Genomic DNA, 16,081 nt, shown 5'->3' with positions numbered 1-16,081 from the left:
CGTTACAGCGTCGAACGTGCAAAACTCTCGATGTAGTCGATCAGGCTGTCGGACGCCGCGCCCGCGGCGTCGACGCGGCGCTCGGCGATGGCTTCAGCGACGTCGGCATGCAGCCGCGCCGCGAGCGGCAAATCGGCCGCTTCCTTGTAATGCTGGTACCAGAACCGGCGCGACAGGCCATGCATCAGGCCCATGGCGCGGGAGGCGAACTCGTTGCGCGACGCCGCGGAGATCAGGGTGTTGAACTGGTGATCCAGCCGCATGAACAGCAGGTCGTCGGATTTCTCCGCCGCGCGCCGCATGCCGGCGGCGATCTCGGAGAACTGGGTGCGCTGCTCGCTGGTGGCGCGCTCGGCGGCGCCGCGCGCCATCAGCCGTTCCAGCTCGCGCCGGACTTCGAGCAGGCGCAGCTGGGCCCTGAGGTCGATCTCGGACACCAGCACGCCGCGGCGGGCCAGGATGTTGACGAGGCCGTCGCGCGACAGGCGCTGCAAGGCCTCGCGGATCGGGGTTCGGCCGATGTTGAGCCGTTTGGCGAGCACGAGCTCGGAGAGCGCGGTGCCCGGCGGCAGTTGCAGCGTCACGATCAGCTCTTCCAGCTCGGCATAGGCGCGATCGGTGAGCGTGACGTCGCTTTGCGGGAGCGGGGCCGGCGCGGAACCGCGCGGCTTGTCGCCGGCGGCGGACGATTGCCGTGCCGGCCGGCGGCTTCCTGCTGTGCGCACGCGCACCGTGCTGGATCGTTTGCTCGAATTTACCATCAGGATCGTGAGTGCTGCTGTACAGCAGATATCTCACACGCCCGATGGCAATGACAAGGCCGGTAGATCGGCGCCGCGCCGAATCGGACGGCGCGCCGCGCGCCCATCAGTGCGAAATGCTTTCCAACGTCCGGCCGCGGGTTTCCTCGCCGAGCAACAGCACCGCAAGCGCCGCCACCACGAACGCGCCGGCGCCGAGCGCAAACACGCCGCCTTGTCCGGCCGCCGGCAGGATCACGCCGATCACATAGGGGCCGATCAGCGAACCGATTCGGCCGACCGCGGAGGCAAAGCCCGTTCCGGTGGCGCGGACATGTGTCGGGTACAGTTCGGGCGTATAGGCGTAGAGCGCCGACCACATGCCGAACAGGAAGAATTGCATGCAGAGGCCGGCAATGATGAGCTGGGTCTGGTCCGCCGCCGAGCCGTAGAAATGGCAGGCGATCGCGCCGCAGAGCAGGTTCATCACCAGCGTCGCCTTGCGGCCCCAGGATTCGACGAGCCACGCCGAGACCAGGAAGCCGGGGATCCCCGCGAGCGAGATCAGGATGGTGTAGAACACCGATTTGGTGATCGGGAAGCCCTTGGCCTGCAGCAGCGCGCCGAGCCACGTGGTCAGGCCGTAGAAGCCGAGCAGCGCGAAGAACCACAGGGTCCACAACATCGTGGTCCGCTTGGCATAGATGCCCGAAAACAGCGTTCTCAGGCCGGTCACTTCGGACGCGGGGGCGGCCACCTGGCGCACCACCGGCGGCAGCTCCTTGCCGCCGAGACGGTCGCGGACCCTGGATTCGATGTCGCGCACGGTCGCTTCGGCCCGCTCCGAATAACCGTGGGACGCAAGCCAGCGCGGCGATTCCGGAACGAAGCGGCGCACCACCAGCACGAACACGGCCGGGATTGCCTGCAGGATGAAGACCCAGCGCCAGTCGGCGACCTGCAGCACGAAGTAGGTCAACAAGCCCGACGCGATGAAGCCGAGCGGCCAGAATCCTTCGAGGAACGCGATGTAGCGGCCGCGGTTGCGCGCCGGCATGATCTCCGAGACCATCGACTGCGCGACCGGAAACTCCATGCCCATGCCGAAGCCGAGCAGCAGGCGGGATGCACCGAGCGCGGTCGCCGTGGTGGACAGACCGCAGCACAGGCTGCCCAGTCCCCAGAAGATCATGCTGACCTGGAAGACGCGGGCGCGGCCGAAACGGTCGGCGAGCAGGCCGGCAGACGCGGCGCCCGCGAACATGCCGAGGAAGCTCATGCTGGACAGCAGCCCGGTTTCCGCCGTCGACAGGCCGAAGGTCTGGCGGATCGAACCGAGCACGAAGGTGAGCGCGGCCAGATCCATGCTGTCGAAGAACCACGCGGTCGCGATGATTCCGAAGATCCAGCGCTGATAGGAGGTGAGCGGCAGGCGTTCGAGCCGCGCCGCGATATCGGCGACCTGCTGCGCCTGCGCGGTTCGCGCAACGGCGGCCGGAGCCCGGCTTCCGGCTGCCGCGGTGACGTCGGAAATGGTCATTGCTGCCTCCCCAAGTGGACATTGATTGGTTCTTGTCGGCCCTTTTAATAAAATGTCACACAGATAGCAGTGATATGTCAATTGCTGATCACGCACAAACTGGCGGCGCGAACCGGGCTGCCGCACCGGACGGGCCGCGGACACATCGGCGCGTAGCGCGGTCCTCCCGTGATCCGGCCGACCATCCTTGTCGCGTCGGGCATCCTGTGAAGCGGCATCAAGAGCCGGTTAACGGCATCCGAGAAATCGGGGGCTAACGGATAATCCGGCTTTAATGGGGAGCCGACTAAACGTCACGTAGTTGCAAGGTGCCGGATGCCTGGAGGTATCCGATGTTGCGTCGGGCGGAGGCGTTTTCCCCACATGTCAGTTCAGGCCGATCTGGATTTTGCGAGCGACGATCGCGCGAGGGCGCAGATCGGCGCGGCGGTGAACTACCTGCTCAGGGACGCGACCGGCGTCGCGCGTGAGCATGCCGTCGAGACGATTGTCGAGATGGTGCGCGACATCGCAAGCCGGCCGCTCACTGTCGAAGCGGCATCGATTCAGCCGCTGATGAGCGGTGTCGCCTATCGGGATTTTGTCATCGATGCCTACCGGCGCGATGTGGATCGCTGGCGCGCGACCATCCGCCGTTCAAACGGCAAGAAGATCCGGATCGCTTCGCCGCCGTCAGTGCGCGACGAGGCGACGACCACAGCGGACGCGATCACCGCCGAGAAGGCCATCGAGTTCGCCAGGCGGGCGATCGACTTGGGCGAGGTGATCTGACCTCGCCGCCTCTAGGCTGGCATCGCCGCGACGTCTTGGCGATGCCGCCTATGCTTGGGACGCGCGATGTGCTCCGATACGGCAGCTGCGCCGGTTCCGCAGCTGTCTGCGGAATTGTCCATTCATCCTGTCCCAGCCGAGAAATGCCATGCCTTCCGAACTCCGTTCGCCTCGTCTGGCCGTCCTGATCGACGCCGACAACGCATCTGCAAAGATCGCCGATGGGCTGTTCGAGGAGATCGCCAAGATCGGCGAGGCCAGCGTGCGCCGGATCTACGGCGACTTCTCCAATCCGAGGTCCAAGGGCTGGGCCGACATCCTGTCGAAGCACGCCATTATCCCGCAGCAGCAATTCGCCTATACGACCGGGAAGAATGCATCCGACATCACCTTGGTGATCGACGCCATGGACCTGCTGCACAGCGGCCGGTTCGATGGCTTCTGCCTGGTGTCGTCGGACAGCGATTTCACCCGGCTTGCCGCCCGCATCCGCGAGCACGGCATCGACGTGTTCGGGTTTGGCGAGCAGAAGACGCCGGAGAGTTTTCGGCAGGCCTGCCGCCGGTTCGTCTATACCGAGAATCTGCGCGGCGGCGCGCCGAGCAATCAGGATGCCGCCGTGCGGGCGCAGCCGTTGCAGCCGCCGGAGGCTGCCACGCCGATCATCAAGAAGGTCATCAGCCAGATGGCGAGCGAAGACGGCTGGGTCACGCTTGGCGAGGTCGGACGGCAGCTGGCCAATTTCGCGTCGGATTTCGATCAGAGGACCTACGGCTTCCGCACCCTCGGCGAACTGGTGCGCAGGACCAACGCTTTCGAGATCGAGTCGAAAGGCGGGACGATGCGAATTCGCATCAAGCCAGCGGCTGCACCGCCGCCAAGACGGCGAGCTCCGAGACGGCGAGCCGATCAAAAATCGCCGGAATGAACGGCGCGCAGTGCGGTCTGTTCTGCACGATCTCTGAATCTGAACCCAGGATGAATGCTGCTTCGAAGGTTGTTCGGAGCAGCATTTTCGTTCGTGCCGGAATCAAGCGAATTGCGCGCGGAACTGGCGTTGCGCGGGTTGCAGCGTTGGAACTGGAACGTTCTCGTTGCTTGCGATGTTGAGGGGGCATCGATCAATTCGGAGGAGGAGAATCATGAACAAGCGTTTTGCTGTGTCCCTTGTCGCTGCTGCGTCGCTGCTCGCGTCCGGCTCGGCCTTCGCGCAGTCCACGACCGCGGCGGGTGCCGCGAACGGCGCGCGGGCTGGCGGCGAAATCGCGGGGCCTGTCGGCGAGATCGTCGGCGGCACGGTGGGTGCCGCGGTCGGCGCCGGCCTCGAGATTCCGAATGCGGTGATCACGTCGATCCCGCGCAACGAGCCGTCGGTGGTGGTGCGTGAACGCGTCGTCGTCGGCGAGCCGCTGCCCGACACCGTCGTGCTGCGCCCGGTGCCGCGCTACACCGAGTATCGCTATGCGGTCGTCAATGATCGCCGCGTGATCGTGGAGCCGCGCACCCGCCGGATCGTCAAGATCATCGACTGATCGCGTCGAGACGTCTGACTACGAAGATCCTCGCGGGCCCATCGCCCGCGGGGATTTTCCTGAGTCCCATGAATACTGGCATGGCACAGGCCCGCTTTTTTCATGAAGCGACCGGTTGGCCTGACGCCGCGATCCCCTAGACTGATCCGCAACGGATGGACGCAGCCAGCGTTCGTCTCAATCAAGAACAGGGGATGGAAGCATGGCTCGGAAGATCGCGATCGTCGGCGCGGGCGCTGTCGGCGGCTACGCCGGTGCGCATATGGTGCAGGCGGGGGAGGACGTCACCTTCATCGATCCCTGGCCCGCGCATGTCGAGCACATGCGCAAGCACGGCCTGCGCGTCACGCACGCGATGGACGTCGCGGAATTCTCGGTGCCGGTGCGCGCGCTTGATGTCACCGACGCGCAGCAGCTGGCGAAAGAGAAACCGGTCGACATCGCCTTCGTCTGCATGAAGTCCTACGACACCGCCTGGGCCACCATGCTGATCCGGCAATATCTCGCGGCGGACGGTTACGTCGTCTCGCTGCAGAACTGTATGAACGAGGAGACCATCGCCGGCATCGTCGGCTGGGGCAAGACGCTCGGCTGCATCGCGAGCAGCATCACCGTCAATTTGCCGGAGCCGGGCCATATCCACCGCGGCGCCGGCAAGGGCGGGGCCGCCCACACCGTGTTTCGCGCCGGCGAGGTGCATGGCCGGATCACCGCGCGGGCGGAGGAAGTCTGCCGCCTGGTCGGTTATTCCGACAGCGCCAAGGTCACCTCCAATCTCTGGGGCGAGCGCTGGTCCAAGCTCGTCGCCAACGTGATGGGCAACGGGCTCTCGGCCTGCACGGGTCTGGCGGGCGGCGAGGTGCTGCAAAGCGAACCGCTGCGCCGCTTCTCGACCCGGCTCGGCAGCGAGGCGATCCGCGTCGGCCAGGCGCAGGGTTATCAGCTGGAGGAGATCCTGCATCTGCCGCCCGAGACCATCGCCCGCGCCGGCGAGGGCGACGAGGCCGCAACGCGTGCCTGCGACGAGCAGCGCTTCAAGGATGCCAAGCGCACCTCATTGGCGCAGCGTCCCTCGATGGGCCAGGACATGCAGAAGGGCCGCCGCACCGAGATCGAATTCCTCAACGGGCTCGTGGTTCGCGAAGGCGAGAAGCTCGGCATCACCTGCAATGCCAATGCCGCGCTGACCGACATCGTCAAGCGCGTCGAGCGCGGCGAGCTCGCGCCGGATCCGCGGCACATCACGGAGCTGAGGTTGAATTGAGTGGCCACGGCCGTCATTGCGAGCGCAGCGAAGCAATCCATCCAGCCGCATGCGCGGATGCATGGATTGCTTCGTCGCTTCAGCGCAAGATTGCTCTGCAATTTTGTCGCGAGCTCCTCGCAATGACGGATGCGTCGGTCGCAGGCGCCTTCTTATCTAGAGCAGCTGCCTCACCCCCATCCCATGCATAAACCGCTCGCGGATCTGCACGGGGTCGCGGCGGGTGGTGCCGGTGCCGGGCTTGTCGTCGATGCGGACGCCGATCAAGGTTGGGCCGGAGGCCTGTTTCGACTGCTCGATCAGTCGCTCGAAATCGTCCTCGTCGGCGGCCCATGAGCTACTCGCGATGCCGCTGGCGATTGCGACCTGAACGATATCGGTATGGCCGGCGGCCGGCGTCGGCTGCGCGCCCGTGATCTGGTAGATACCGTTGTCCATTACCACCATGGTGAGATTCTTCGGCGCCAGTGTCGCGATGGTCGAGAGGCAGCCGAGCTGCATCAGCAGCGAGCCGTCGCCTTCGAGTGCGAATACGCGCCGCTTCGGCTGCGCCAGCGCGACGCCGAGCGCGATCGGAAACGCCAGCCCCATGCTGCCCAGCATGTAGAAATTCTGCGGGCGGTGGCCGGCGGCCCAGAGGTCGAAATTGGTGTTGCCGATGCCGCCGACCACGGCCTCGTCCTTCAGCCCGGCGACGAGGCGCTGGGTGAGCTCGAAGCGGTTCATCACCTTGGTGTTGCGCGCGGGGGTGCTGGTCATGGCTGATCTCACTTGTCGAAGGTCTTGCCGCCGGTCAGCAGCGGCGAGAGTATCAGTGCCACCGGCGCCTGGGTGGTGACGGCCTGCTTGATCGAGCGGTCGGCAATGAATTCGAGCTCGTCGAGCCGGGTGATGGTGTGATGCTCCATGGCCAGCGAATCCAGCACCGGGCGCATGGTGCGGCAGACCAGCGCCTGGCCGTAGTTGAACTCGCCGAGTGTGCCGCGCTCGGAGACGAACATGATCAGCGGGATCTGGTAGGGCACCGCGAGCGAGGCCAGCACATTGGCCAGCGTGGCAAAGCCCGAGGTCTGCATCAGCACCGCGCCGCGCGTGCCCGCCATCCAGGCACCGGAAACGATGCCGACCGCTTCTTCCTCGCGCGCCGTCGGAAATGTCGTGAAGTAGGGATCGGCGTGCAGGTCCTTGATCAGCGTGGTCAGCACCCGGTCGGGCACGTAGGGCACGAGCTTGATCTCGTTCCGCTTCAGCGTCTGCAGCACGATGCCGTGCCAGGTGGTCGCCGTCTTCTGGGACGAGGCTTGTTCCGCGGCCGCCATCCTGTTCTCCCTGCTCGTGCGACGCTGGTGGCCGCTTGCCGCACGAAACTTGACGCGGTGCCTGCGATTGTCAACATGTCGCGGCCGCAACGCGATCTGCGGAATTCGGCCATCGCAGCGCCGGACCAACGTGGGATACAGGCGTAACGAAAAAGGGACGGGAGGCGTCGATGGCCGGATGGGTCTGGCGGACCGCCATTGCGGCAGCGGCCATTTTTGTGGCCGGCCTTGCGTCCGCGCAGGCGTTCCCGGCCAAGGCCGTTCATATTCTCGTTCCCTATCCGCCCGGCGGCGGTGTCGATGTGCTGACGCGCACGCTCGCCGAAGCAGTGTCGAAGACCTGGACGCAGTCGATCGTGGTCGAGAACCGGCCCGGCGCCGGCGGGGTGATCGCCTCGCAGGCGATCGCGACCTCCGCGCCCGACGGTTACAATCTGATCATGGTGGCGAGCGGCCACGCCACCAATCCGTTCCTTTATCCAAAGCTGCCCTACGACACCTTCAAGGATTTCTCGCCGATCTCGCTCTTGGCGTCGTCGCCGAACGTGCTGCTGGTGCGCGCGGATTCGCCGTTCAAATCGGTCGCCGACGTCATCGCTGCGGCGAAGGCGAAGCCGGGCAGGCTGTCCTTCGCCCATGCCGGCAACGGCACCTCGACCCATCTGGCCGGCGAGCTGCTCAAGAGCCTCGCCAAGATCGATCTCGACGCGATCCCCTACAAGGGCGGCGCGCCGGCGATCAACGATCTGCTCGGCGCGCAAATTCCGATGTCGTTCAACAACGGACCGGAATCGGTCGGGCAGCTGCAGGCCGGCACGGTTCGCGCGCTGGCGGTGACGACCGGCTCGCGTGCGCCGTTCCTGCCTGACGTGCCCAGCATGTCGGAAACCGTGCCCGGCTACGACACAGAAGTGTGGTGGGGGCTGCTCGGGCCCGGCAACATGCCGGCCGACCTCGTCGCCAAGATCTCGCATGATTTCGTCGCGGCCGTGAACACCGATGCCGTGAAGGAGCGGCTCGGCAAGCTCGGTGCGATCCCGATCGGCTCCACGCCGGACAAGTTCGCCGCCAAGATCAAGGCCGACTACGACAAATGGGGGCCGATCATCAAGGCCGCCGGCATGAAGGCGGAGTAGACGATGGCCGCGTCAAAAATTCCCGCCTGCCTGCCGCCGCGTCCGGTGACGCCGCCCAGAGACAAGCTGCCGCCGAAGGCCTGCGATACGCATGCGCATGTGTTCGGGCCGGCTGACCGCTTCCCCTATGCCGGCGATCGCAGCTACACGCCGCCGGACGCGCCGCTCGCGACCTATCTCGGCATGCTTGATGCACTCGGTTTCGCCCGCGGCGTGCTGGTGCAGGGCAGCGCGCACGGCCACGACAATTCGGCGATGCTGGATGCGTTGCAGCGTGAGCCCGCGCGGCTGCGCGGCGTCGCGGTGGCCGATGCCGATGTGGCGGCAGGCACGCTGCGGCAATGGCATGTGCTCGGCGTCCGCGGCCTGCGCTTCAACCATTTCTTCCGCGGCGGGCAGTTGCACTATCGCGGCGGCATTCCCTTGAACGTTGCCGAGACGCATGCGGGCGTGATGGCCGAACTCGGCTGGCATCTGCAGCTCTGGATCGACGTGAAGGATTTGCCTGACACGATCCCGACGCTGAAGACGCTCGGCTTGCCGGTCGTGGTCGATCACATGGGCCGCACCGATGCTGCCGCCGGCATCAACACCGCGGGCTTTCAGAGCCTGCTGCGTGCGGTGGACGAAGGCTGGTGCTGGACCAAGCTCTCGGGCGCGCATCGCCTGAGCCGGCGGGCGCCCGATTATCCCGATGCGCGGCCATTCCACGAAGCGCTGGTCGCAGCCAATCCTGAACGGCTGGTGTGGGGCGGCGACTGGCCGCATCCGCGGGTCGAAGGCGAAATGCCCGACGCCGGCCATCTGCTGACGCTGTTCCAGGACTGGACGCCGGACGCGGCGACCCGGCACCGTATCCTCGTCGACAATCCCGCACGACTCTATGGCTTCCCAAACTGAAAGCTGCTCGAAGACATGACCGTCAACAACAAGCGCGTGTTCTACGTCAAATACCTCGCCCACGAGATCTACGTCGATATCCTGAAGAAGCGGCCGGACGTCAGGCTCGATCGTCTCGAGAACGAGACGCCGGAGGCGACGTTCGCGCCGGTTCTTGCCGACGCGCATGCCTATCAGATCGGCGCGGCGCGCGATGAGCTGGCGCCGCATTTCCATGCCCACGCCGAGCTGTTGAAGCGTGCGCCGAATCTTCTGATCGTGTCGTCGAATGGTGCCGGCTTCGATCCCGTCGATGTCGATGCCTGCACCGCGGCGGGCGTGCTTGTCGTCAACCAGTCCGGCGGCAATGCCAATTCGGTCGCCGAACACGCGCTCGGCATGATGCTGACGCTGTCGAAGCGGATCATCCAGTCCGACCGCAGGCTGCGGCGCGAGGCCAATGTCAACCGCAACGACCTGATCGGCAACGAGCTGAAGGAGAAGACCGTCGGCATCGTCGGGCTCGGCAATGTCGGCCGCCGCATCGCCGAGCTGTGCAGGGGCCTCCTGCACATGAAGGTGATCGCCTACGATCCCTATCTCACGGCGGATGAGATGGCAAAGCGGGGCGGGGAGAAGGTCGAGCTCGACGATCTCCTGCGTCGCGCGGACTTTGTTTCGATCTCGTGTCCGCTGGACAAGAACAGCCGCGGCATGATCGGCGCGCGCCAGTTCGCGCTGATGCAGCCGCACGCCTATTTCGTCACCACCGCGCGCGGCTTCATCCACGACGAGAAGGCGCTGGAGGAAGCGCTGCGTGAAAAGCGAATCGCGGGTGCGGGCCTCGACGTCTGGGACAAGGAGCCGCCGCCGCCGGATCATCCGCTGCTGCAGTTCGACAATGTGCTGGCGAGCCCGCACACCGCCGGCGTCACCCGCGAGGCGCGCATCAACATGGGCCGGATCGCCGCCGAGCAGATCCTCGATGCCCTCGACGGCAAGCGCCCGCCGCGCATCATCAATCCCGAGGTCTGGCCGGTCTACGCAAGACGGTTCGAGAAGGCGTTCGGGTTCATGCCGGGGTAGGGTCGGCAGTGCCCCTGCGGGGCCGCGGCTGCGCGCGGTCAAAAATATCGAAAACAACCCCATGCAAAGGAGCTGGCGGCTGTCGGCGTTCGAGCGGGCATCTTGACGCGTCGGGCAACTCAGGGGTACATTTCCAATATTCAGAAATCGTGCAAGCGCTGGGCTTTGCGGGGGGAGAATACCCGCAAGGGCGGAAGGGAACTCTTCCGCCGGTGCTTCCCTCGCACAAGCGGCCAGCCGTGCGAGCGTTGTTGCGCGGGCAAAAATACCGGAGAAAATCTCCTTCGTTGCAGCCTCGATCGAGGCAATAAACCCACTGCCGAACGAACGCCTCGCAACACGTCCGTTGTTATTTTCCCTGAGATATCGACGGCTTAGCCCGAAATCGCCATTTTCCGTCTGTGCCCGACCATTCCGGGCACGGAAGGAAGAGGTTCATGCGACAGGTCCAGTCATTGCTCCGCAACGCGCCCGCCAGGATCGGCCGCCGTCTTGCGCAGATCGTCGCGATCGCCGCCGCCAGCCTGCCCCAGGCCGGCGCGTAGCTTTTCCCGCTGCGAACAGTCGCACGCGTATCAGCCGAATTAACTCACTACCCTTTCGTGTTAGTGCTAGCGTGGTACCCCCGGGCTCTGCCGGTGCAGCAGGGAGGGTTCCATGTCACGCTTCGTCGTTCATTTCATGAAAGACGTGCTCGGCGGCAATGGCCGCGAGCGCGAGGTTTGCCAGGGTGCGCTTGAGATCGACGCCTCGAGCGAGGGCCAGGCCACCGAGATGGCCAAGGTCAAGTTTTGCCAGGAGCAATCGCTGTGCGACTGGTCATTGCATGCCGACCGCATCCGGATCGAGGCGGCCGACTTGCACGTGAGCTGACGTCACAGGTCGACTACCAGCTACATCCGCAATGCGCTCCCTCTCCCGCTTGCGGGCAGGGGAATCGCATATGAATGAACCGATTCCTCCGCGCCGTCATGGCCGGGCTTGTCCCGGCCATCCACGTCTTTTCTCCGCGTGGAAACGAAGACGTGGATGCCCGGGACAAGCCCGGCCATGACGAGTTTGTGGGAACTCCGATTACCTCAAACGGCCATATGCGATTGCCCTACGCTTGCGGGGGAGGGCCGGGGTGGGGGCTCGCTCCGCGAGTCGTATTGTGGAAAGAGCCCCCACCCCCGCCGCGCTGCGGACGACGCTTCGCGTCGCTCGTCGCGCGTCGACCTAAGAGCGAGCTTCGCTCGTCTCGACCCCGCAAGCGGGAGAGGTGCAGCAACTCCGCCACGAGACCGAAGCCAAAAGCGGCCGGCTCGCCCCGATCACTCCGGCAGGATGCGAACCGCACCCTTGGCCGCGCTGCTGGCGAACGCCGCATAGGCCTTCAGCGCGGTCGAGACGGCGCGCTTGCGTGGCGCTGCCGGCTTCCAGGCCGCGTTGCCCTTGGCTTCCATCGCTGCGCGACGGCGCTTCAGCTCGGCATCGTCGACCTTGAGGTTGACCTTGCGGTTCGGGATATCGAACTCGATGATATCGCCTTCCTCGACGAGGCCGATCAGGCCGCCTTCGGCGGCTTCCGGCGAGACGTGGCCGATCGACAGGCCCGACGATCCGCCCGAGAAGCGGCCGTCGGTGATCAGCGCACAGGCCTTTCCGAGGCCTTTCGACTTCAGATAGCTGGTCGGGTACAGCATCTCCTGCATGCCCGGGCCGCCGCGCGGTCCCTCATAGCGAATCAGCACGACGTCGCCGGCCTTCACCTTGTTGCCAAGGATGGCTTCGACCGATGCGTCCTGGCTCTCGAAGATGCGGGCGGGACCTGAGAACTTCAGAATGCTCTCGTCGACGCCGGCGGTCTTCACGATGCAGCCGTCTTCCGCAAGATTGCCGAACAGCACGGCGAGGCCGCCGTCCCTGGAATAGGCGTGCGCGGCGTCGCGGATGCAGCCCTTGGCGCGGTCGAGATCGACCTCGTCGAAGCGGCGGTCCTGGCTGAACGCCTCCTGGGTCGGCACGCCGCCCGGCGCGGCGCAATAGAAGTTGCGCACCTTGTCGCTTGTGGTCCGCACCACGTCCCAGCGGTTCAGCGCATCGTCCAGCGTTGCTGCATGCACGGTCGGCCCGTCGGTCGTGAGCAGCTTGGCGCGGTCGAGCTCGCCCAGGATCGCCATGATGCCGCCGGCGTGATGCACGTCCTCCATGTGGACGTCCTGCACCGAGGGCGCGACCTTGCAGAGCACCGGCACCTTGCGTGACAGGCGGTCGATATCGGTCATCGTGAACGGCACTTCGCCCTCGCGCGCGGCGGCGAGCAGATGCAGCACGGTGTTGGTCGAGCCGCCCATCGCGATATCGAGCGTCATCGCGTTCTCGAACGACTTGAAGTTCGCGATGTTGCGCGGCAGCACCCTGGCGTCGTCCTGCTCGTAGTAGCGGCGGGCGAGGTCGACGATCAGATGGCCGGCCTCGACGAACAGGCTCTTGCGGTCGGCGTGGGTCGCCAGCACCGAGCCGTTGCCGGGCAGCGCGAGGCCGAGCGCCTCGGTCAGGCAGTTCATCGAGTTCGCGGTGAACATGCCGGAGCAGGAGCCGCAGGTCGGGCAGGCCGAGCGCTCGATCACCGCGACGTCCTCGTCCGACACGTTGGAGTCGGCGGCCGCGACCATCGCGTCGATCAGATCGACCGCGCGCTTCTTGCCCTTGAGCACGATCTTGCCCGACTCCATCGGTCCGCCCGAGACGAACACGGTCGGGATGTTGAGCCGCAGCGTCGCCATCAGCATGCCGGGCGTGATCTTGTCGCAGTTGGAGATGCAGACCATCGCGTCGGCGCAATGCGCGTTGACCATGTATTCGACGCTGTCGGCGATCAATTCGCGCGAGGGCAGGCTGTACAGCATGCCGTCATGCCCCATCGCGATGCCGTCATCGACCGCAATGGTGTTGAACTCTTTTGCCACCCCGCCGGCCTTCTCGATCTCGCGCGCGACCAATTGGCCGAGATTCTGCAAATGGACGTGGCCGGGCACGAACTGGGTGAAGGAATTGACCACCGCGATGATCGGCTTGCCGAAGTCCTCGTTCTTCATGCCGGTGGCGCGCCAGAGGCCGCGTGCACCCGCCATGTTGCGGCCGTGGGTGGTGGTGCGGGAGCGATAGGCGGGCATCGTAAATCCTTCTCAAATCCTTGGGCTAAGGCGATTTTTTAGGGGAGTTGGCGCTCCTTATGCCTGCCCGTGGATGCGGATTCAAGCGCGGAACCGCATGGCAGAACCCCGCAATTCGGTCAATGTCGCGCGGGCGGCTTGATCTCGGTCGGCCCGGTGCATTAGCTGGTCGCACCGACGGCAAGAATAACGAACAAGCAAAAAAGGGAGAGACACGCGTGGCAAGGCTGCCCCTGATTGATCCGGAGACGACGGGCGGAGAGATCCGCGCCTCATTCGACCGCATGCCGGTCAAGCTCAACATCTTCCGCATGATGGCCCATGCCGAGGCCAATATGATCCCGGCGATGCGGCTCGCCAATTCGATCCTGCACAAGCAGAAGCTGTCGGCGGTCAACCGCGAGCTCCTGATCCTGCAGGCCGCGCAGCTCGAGGGCGGCGCCTATGAATGGCGGCAACATGTGCCGATCGCGCTCGGTGTCGGCGTCACCCAGGCGCAGATCGATGCCGTCGAGCGCGGCGAATACGACGATGCTGCACTCAACGCAGCCGAGCGTGCGCTGCTTCGCTTCGGCCGCGAGGTGGTCGAGAAGGTCCGCGTCGGCGATACCGCCTTTGCCGCGGTGCGCGAGCATTTCAGCGATCAGGAGATCGTCGAGACGATCGTCGCGCTCGGCTTCTACATGATGATGGCGCGGCTGACCGAGGCGACCGAGACCGATCTCGATCCGGCCGCCGGCATGGCCGTGTTCGAAGGCGGCAAGAAGCGGGATTGACGAGATGTCGGAGATTTCGCAAGAGGCCAATAAAGACACGAAGCCGGAGCGCTATGTCAGTCCGCTCAGCGCGGAATCGGCCGGCACCGCGCCGGGCAGGGGGCGGCTCAACGGCCGCCGCATCCTCGTGGTCGGCGGCGGCCAGCGGGTGTTCGATGCCGCCACCGATCCGATCGGCAACGGCCGCGCCATGAGCCTGCTGTTCGCACGCGAGGGCGCGCATGTCGCGGTCGCCGACCTCAACCGCGCCTCGGCCGAGGACACGGTTGCGCGCATCGCTGCTGACGGCGGCCGCGCTTTCGCGATCGCCGCCGATGTCACCAAGGAAGCCGACGTCATCAGGATGATCGACGAGGCGCATCGCACGATGGGCGGGCTCGACGGCATGGTGCTGAACATCGGTACCTTCGGCAAGACCGGGCTCGACAATGTCAGCGCGGAGGAATGGAACAGGATCTACGACGTCAATGTCCGCGGCCCGATGCTGTGCTGCCGCGCGGCCTTGCCGAAATTCGAAGACGGCGGCTCGATCGTGTTCATTTCCTCGATCGCGGCGCTGAAGGCGGGATCGCAGATGGCGGTCTATGATTCCTCCAAGGCCGCGCTCGGCGGCCTGATGCGCAACATCGCACACACGGGCGCGCGGCGCGGCATCCGCGCCAATCTGGTCTATCCCGGGCTGGTCGACACCCCGAACGGCCGCGAGGCCGGCGCGGGCCGGCCGTCGCGCGGCAAGGGGCATATCCCGTTCGGCCGTCAGGCGACGGCGTGGGAGATCGCCTATGCCGTGCTGTTCTTCATGTCGGATGAAAGCGTCTATGTCACCGCGCAGACGCTCGCGGTCGACAGCGGGCTCAGCGGTTTGTGAGCGGCGGGGAGGGCGCATGAGCGCATTGTTCGGCAAGGTCTGTCAGAACGGCTACGTCGTTCGCGACATCGATGCGGCGCTGAAGTTCTGGACCGAGACACTGCGGGTCGGGCCATTCTTCCTGATCCCCTCGGTCAAGGTCGATTGGTTCCGCTATCGCGGCGTGGACTCCGCGGTCGAGATGTCGATCGCGCTGGCCAATTCCGGCGATCTGCAGATCGAGCTGATCCAACAGCGCAACGACGCGCCGTCGATGTATCTGGATTTTCTGGCGCGCCACGGCGAGGGCCTGCAGCACATGTCGTACTGGAGCACGGACTACCAGTTGCTCTATGACCGCGCCGTCGCGGCAGGCTTCACGGTCGGTCATGAAGGCCAGATCGGCGGCCCCAGGGGACGCTTCGCCTATTTCGACACCGCCGGCCATGCCGGCACCGTGATCGAGATCTCAGACATCTCGGGATCGAAGGGGCGGTTCTTCGAGACGATCAGGACCGTGGCCGCGACCTGGGACGGCTCGGACCCGATCCGCGTGGTGGGCCGACGCGGTATTATGGCGCAAACGCCACAAGGGTTATGAGGACGAGCACGGCAGTACTGAAAGCTGCAATGCCAAGGCAAATGCGTGCCGGGACAGAATGGGATTCGAAACGTGGCAGTTCAGGCATTGCGCGCTCCACTTGCTTTGCTTGGGGCGAGGCGGGAGCGCGGTGACTGACAGCGATCTCGTCACCGATAGATGCCGAAAGGCCGTGCGGTGATAGAGACAAAGCTGCGCTCTATTTCGTGCGAGCGCCAGCAATATGTTTCTCCCAGATCACGGAACGATCTGAAAACGCCTCAAGGCACTAAGTTGCCGGTTATTGCGGTCAAATCTCCTCCAGCACTACCTGCTCAAGCTCTAGTAGCTCGTCACAGTGATTTTGACTCTTTGGGTATGCCTGGATAGGCGCGCCCCAGTTTGGTGCGAGCTTTGTCCGTTGTGAACATCCAGTTGATACGGGCGCGAGTT

Annotated in this window: 16 protein-coding genes; 11 read left to right on the top strand and 5 right to left on the bottom strand. The window is 65.2% G+C overall.

From position 1 onward, the window contains the following. Nucleotides 1-2 precede the first annotated feature (2 nt). Together ACZBJS_RS30095 and ACZBJS_RS30090 are read right to left on the bottom strand one after the other, a co-directional pair. On the bottom strand, nucleotides 3-761 hold the full coding sequence (locus tag ACZBJS_RS30095) for a GntR family transcriptional regulator (protein ID WP_057020274.1): 759 nt from the start codon (nucleotides 759-761) through the stop codon (nucleotides 3-5). A 106-nt stretch (nucleotides 762-867) separates the two neighbouring features. Continuing rightward, a complete protein-coding gene (locus ACZBJS_RS30090) occupies nucleotides 868-2,280 on the bottom strand; it encodes an MFS transporter (protein WP_057020275.1) in 1,413 nt (470 codons plus the stop codon). A gap of 429 nt (nucleotides 2,281-2,709) precedes the next feature. Here ACZBJS_RS30090 and ACZBJS_RS30085 point away from each other — a divergent pair, with 429 nt between their 5' ends. The 4 genes from ACZBJS_RS30085 (at nucleotide 2,710) to ACZBJS_RS30070 (ending at nucleotide 5,847) form a co-directional block, all read left to right on the top strand. Then, nucleotides 2,710-3,051, top strand: coding sequence for a hypothetical protein (locus ACZBJS_RS30085; RefSeq protein ID WP_463439634.1), 342 nt, complete (start codon nucleotides 2,710-2,712; stop codon nucleotides 3,049-3,051). Between the two features lie 148 nt (nucleotides 3,052-3,199). Further along, a complete protein-coding gene (locus tag ACZBJS_RS30080; protein WP_057020277.1) occupies nucleotides 3,200-3,979 on the top strand; it encodes an NYN domain-containing protein in 780 nt (259 codons plus the stop codon). Nucleotides 3,980-4,193: 214 nt separating this feature from the next. Further along, nucleotides 4,194-4,583, top strand: a complete 390-nt coding sequence (locus tag ACZBJS_RS30075) for a DUF1236 domain-containing protein (RefSeq protein ID WP_016842369.1) — start codon at nucleotides 4,194-4,196, stop codon at nucleotides 4,581-4,583. A 202-nt stretch (nucleotides 4,584-4,785) separates the two neighbouring features. Next, nucleotides 4,786-5,847 (top strand): ketopantoate reductase family protein, encoded by a 1,062-nt coding sequence (locus tag ACZBJS_RS30070; protein ID WP_316397097.1) that lies wholly within the window; start codon nucleotides 4,786-4,788, stop codon nucleotides 5,845-5,847. Nucleotides 5,848-6,003: 156 nt separating this feature from the next. Here ACZBJS_RS30070 and ACZBJS_RS30065 read toward each other — a convergent pair whose 3' ends face one another. Then, nucleotides 6,004-6,606 carry a thiamine pyrophosphate-dependent enzyme gene (locus ACZBJS_RS30065; RefSeq protein ID WP_316397096.1) on the bottom strand — a complete coding sequence of 201 codons (603 nt, stop codon included), beginning with the start codon at nucleotides 6,604-6,606 and terminating at the stop codon, nucleotides 6,004-6,006. A gap of 8 nt (nucleotides 6,607-6,614) precedes the next feature. Beyond that, complete coding sequence (locus ACZBJS_RS30060; protein WP_050405122.1) at nucleotides 6,615-7,166, bottom strand: thiamine pyrophosphate-binding protein; 552 nt, start codon at nucleotides 7,164-7,166, stop codon at nucleotides 6,615-6,617. A 170-nt stretch (nucleotides 7,167-7,336) separates the two neighbouring features. Between ACZBJS_RS30060 and ACZBJS_RS30055 the strand changes: the two genes are divergently transcribed. The 4 genes from ACZBJS_RS30055 (at nucleotide 7,337) to ACZBJS_RS30040 (ending at nucleotide 11,140) form a co-directional block, all read left to right on the top strand. Continuing rightward, on the top strand, nucleotides 7,337-8,302 hold the full coding sequence (locus ACZBJS_RS30055) for a Bug family tripartite tricarboxylate transporter substrate binding protein (protein WP_463439633.1): 966 nt from the start codon (nucleotides 7,337-7,339) through the stop codon (nucleotides 8,300-8,302). A 3-nt stretch (nucleotides 8,303-8,305) separates the two neighbouring features. Next, the gene (locus ACZBJS_RS30050; RefSeq protein ID WP_316397094.1) at nucleotides 8,306-9,202 is read left to right on the top strand and encodes an amidohydrolase family protein; all 897 of its coding nucleotides are present in this window, start codon (nucleotides 8,306-8,308) and stop codon (nucleotides 9,200-9,202) included. A gap of 15 nt (nucleotides 9,203-9,217) precedes the next feature. Further along, complete coding sequence (locus ACZBJS_RS30045; RefSeq protein WP_057020283.1) at nucleotides 9,218-10,267, top strand: hydroxyacid dehydrogenase; 1,050 nt, start codon at nucleotides 9,218-9,220, stop codon at nucleotides 10,265-10,267. Nucleotides 10,268-10,924: 657 nt separating this feature from the next. Then, entirely contained in the window at nucleotides 10,925-11,140 is a 216-nt protein-coding gene (locus ACZBJS_RS30040) for a hypothetical protein (RefSeq protein ID WP_028331505.1), read from the top strand. Between the two features lie 440 nt (nucleotides 11,141-11,580). Here the strand turns inward: ACZBJS_RS30040 and ilvD are convergent, their stop codons facing one another. Next, nucleotides 11,581-13,425 (bottom strand): dihydroxy-acid dehydratase, encoded by a 1,845-nt coding sequence (gene ilvD / locus ACZBJS_RS30035; RefSeq protein ID WP_463439632.1) that lies wholly within the window; start codon nucleotides 13,423-13,425, stop codon nucleotides 11,581-11,583. A 218-nt stretch (nucleotides 13,426-13,643) separates the two neighbouring features. Between ilvD and ACZBJS_RS30030 the strand changes: the two genes are divergently transcribed. Genes ACZBJS_RS30030 through ACZBJS_RS30020 form a run of 3 tightly spaced genes read left to right on the top strand, consistent with a single transcriptional unit; the run spans nucleotide 13,644 to nucleotide 15,649 of the window. Next, a complete protein-coding gene (locus tag ACZBJS_RS30030; protein WP_463439631.1) occupies nucleotides 13,644-14,201 on the top strand; it encodes a carboxymuconolactone decarboxylase family protein in 558 nt (185 codons plus the stop codon). A 4-nt stretch (nucleotides 14,202-14,205) separates the two neighbouring features. Next, a complete protein-coding gene (locus ACZBJS_RS30025) occupies nucleotides 14,206-15,069 on the top strand; it encodes an SDR family NAD(P)-dependent oxidoreductase (protein ID WP_057020286.1) in 864 nt (287 codons plus the stop codon). 16 nt (nucleotides 15,070-15,085) lie between these two features. Continuing rightward, nucleotides 15,086-15,649 (top strand): VOC family protein, encoded by a 564-nt coding sequence (locus ACZBJS_RS30020; RefSeq protein WP_076833421.1) that lies wholly within the window; start codon nucleotides 15,086-15,088, stop codon nucleotides 15,647-15,649. The last annotated feature ends 432 nt before the right edge of the window (nucleotides 15,650-16,081 follow it).

It is taken from the genome of Bradyrhizobium sp. KZN70725, assembly GCF_055264925.1.
Note: the sequence above shows the minus strand (reverse complement) of the source record. Positions and strands in the feature narration are given on the sequence as shown.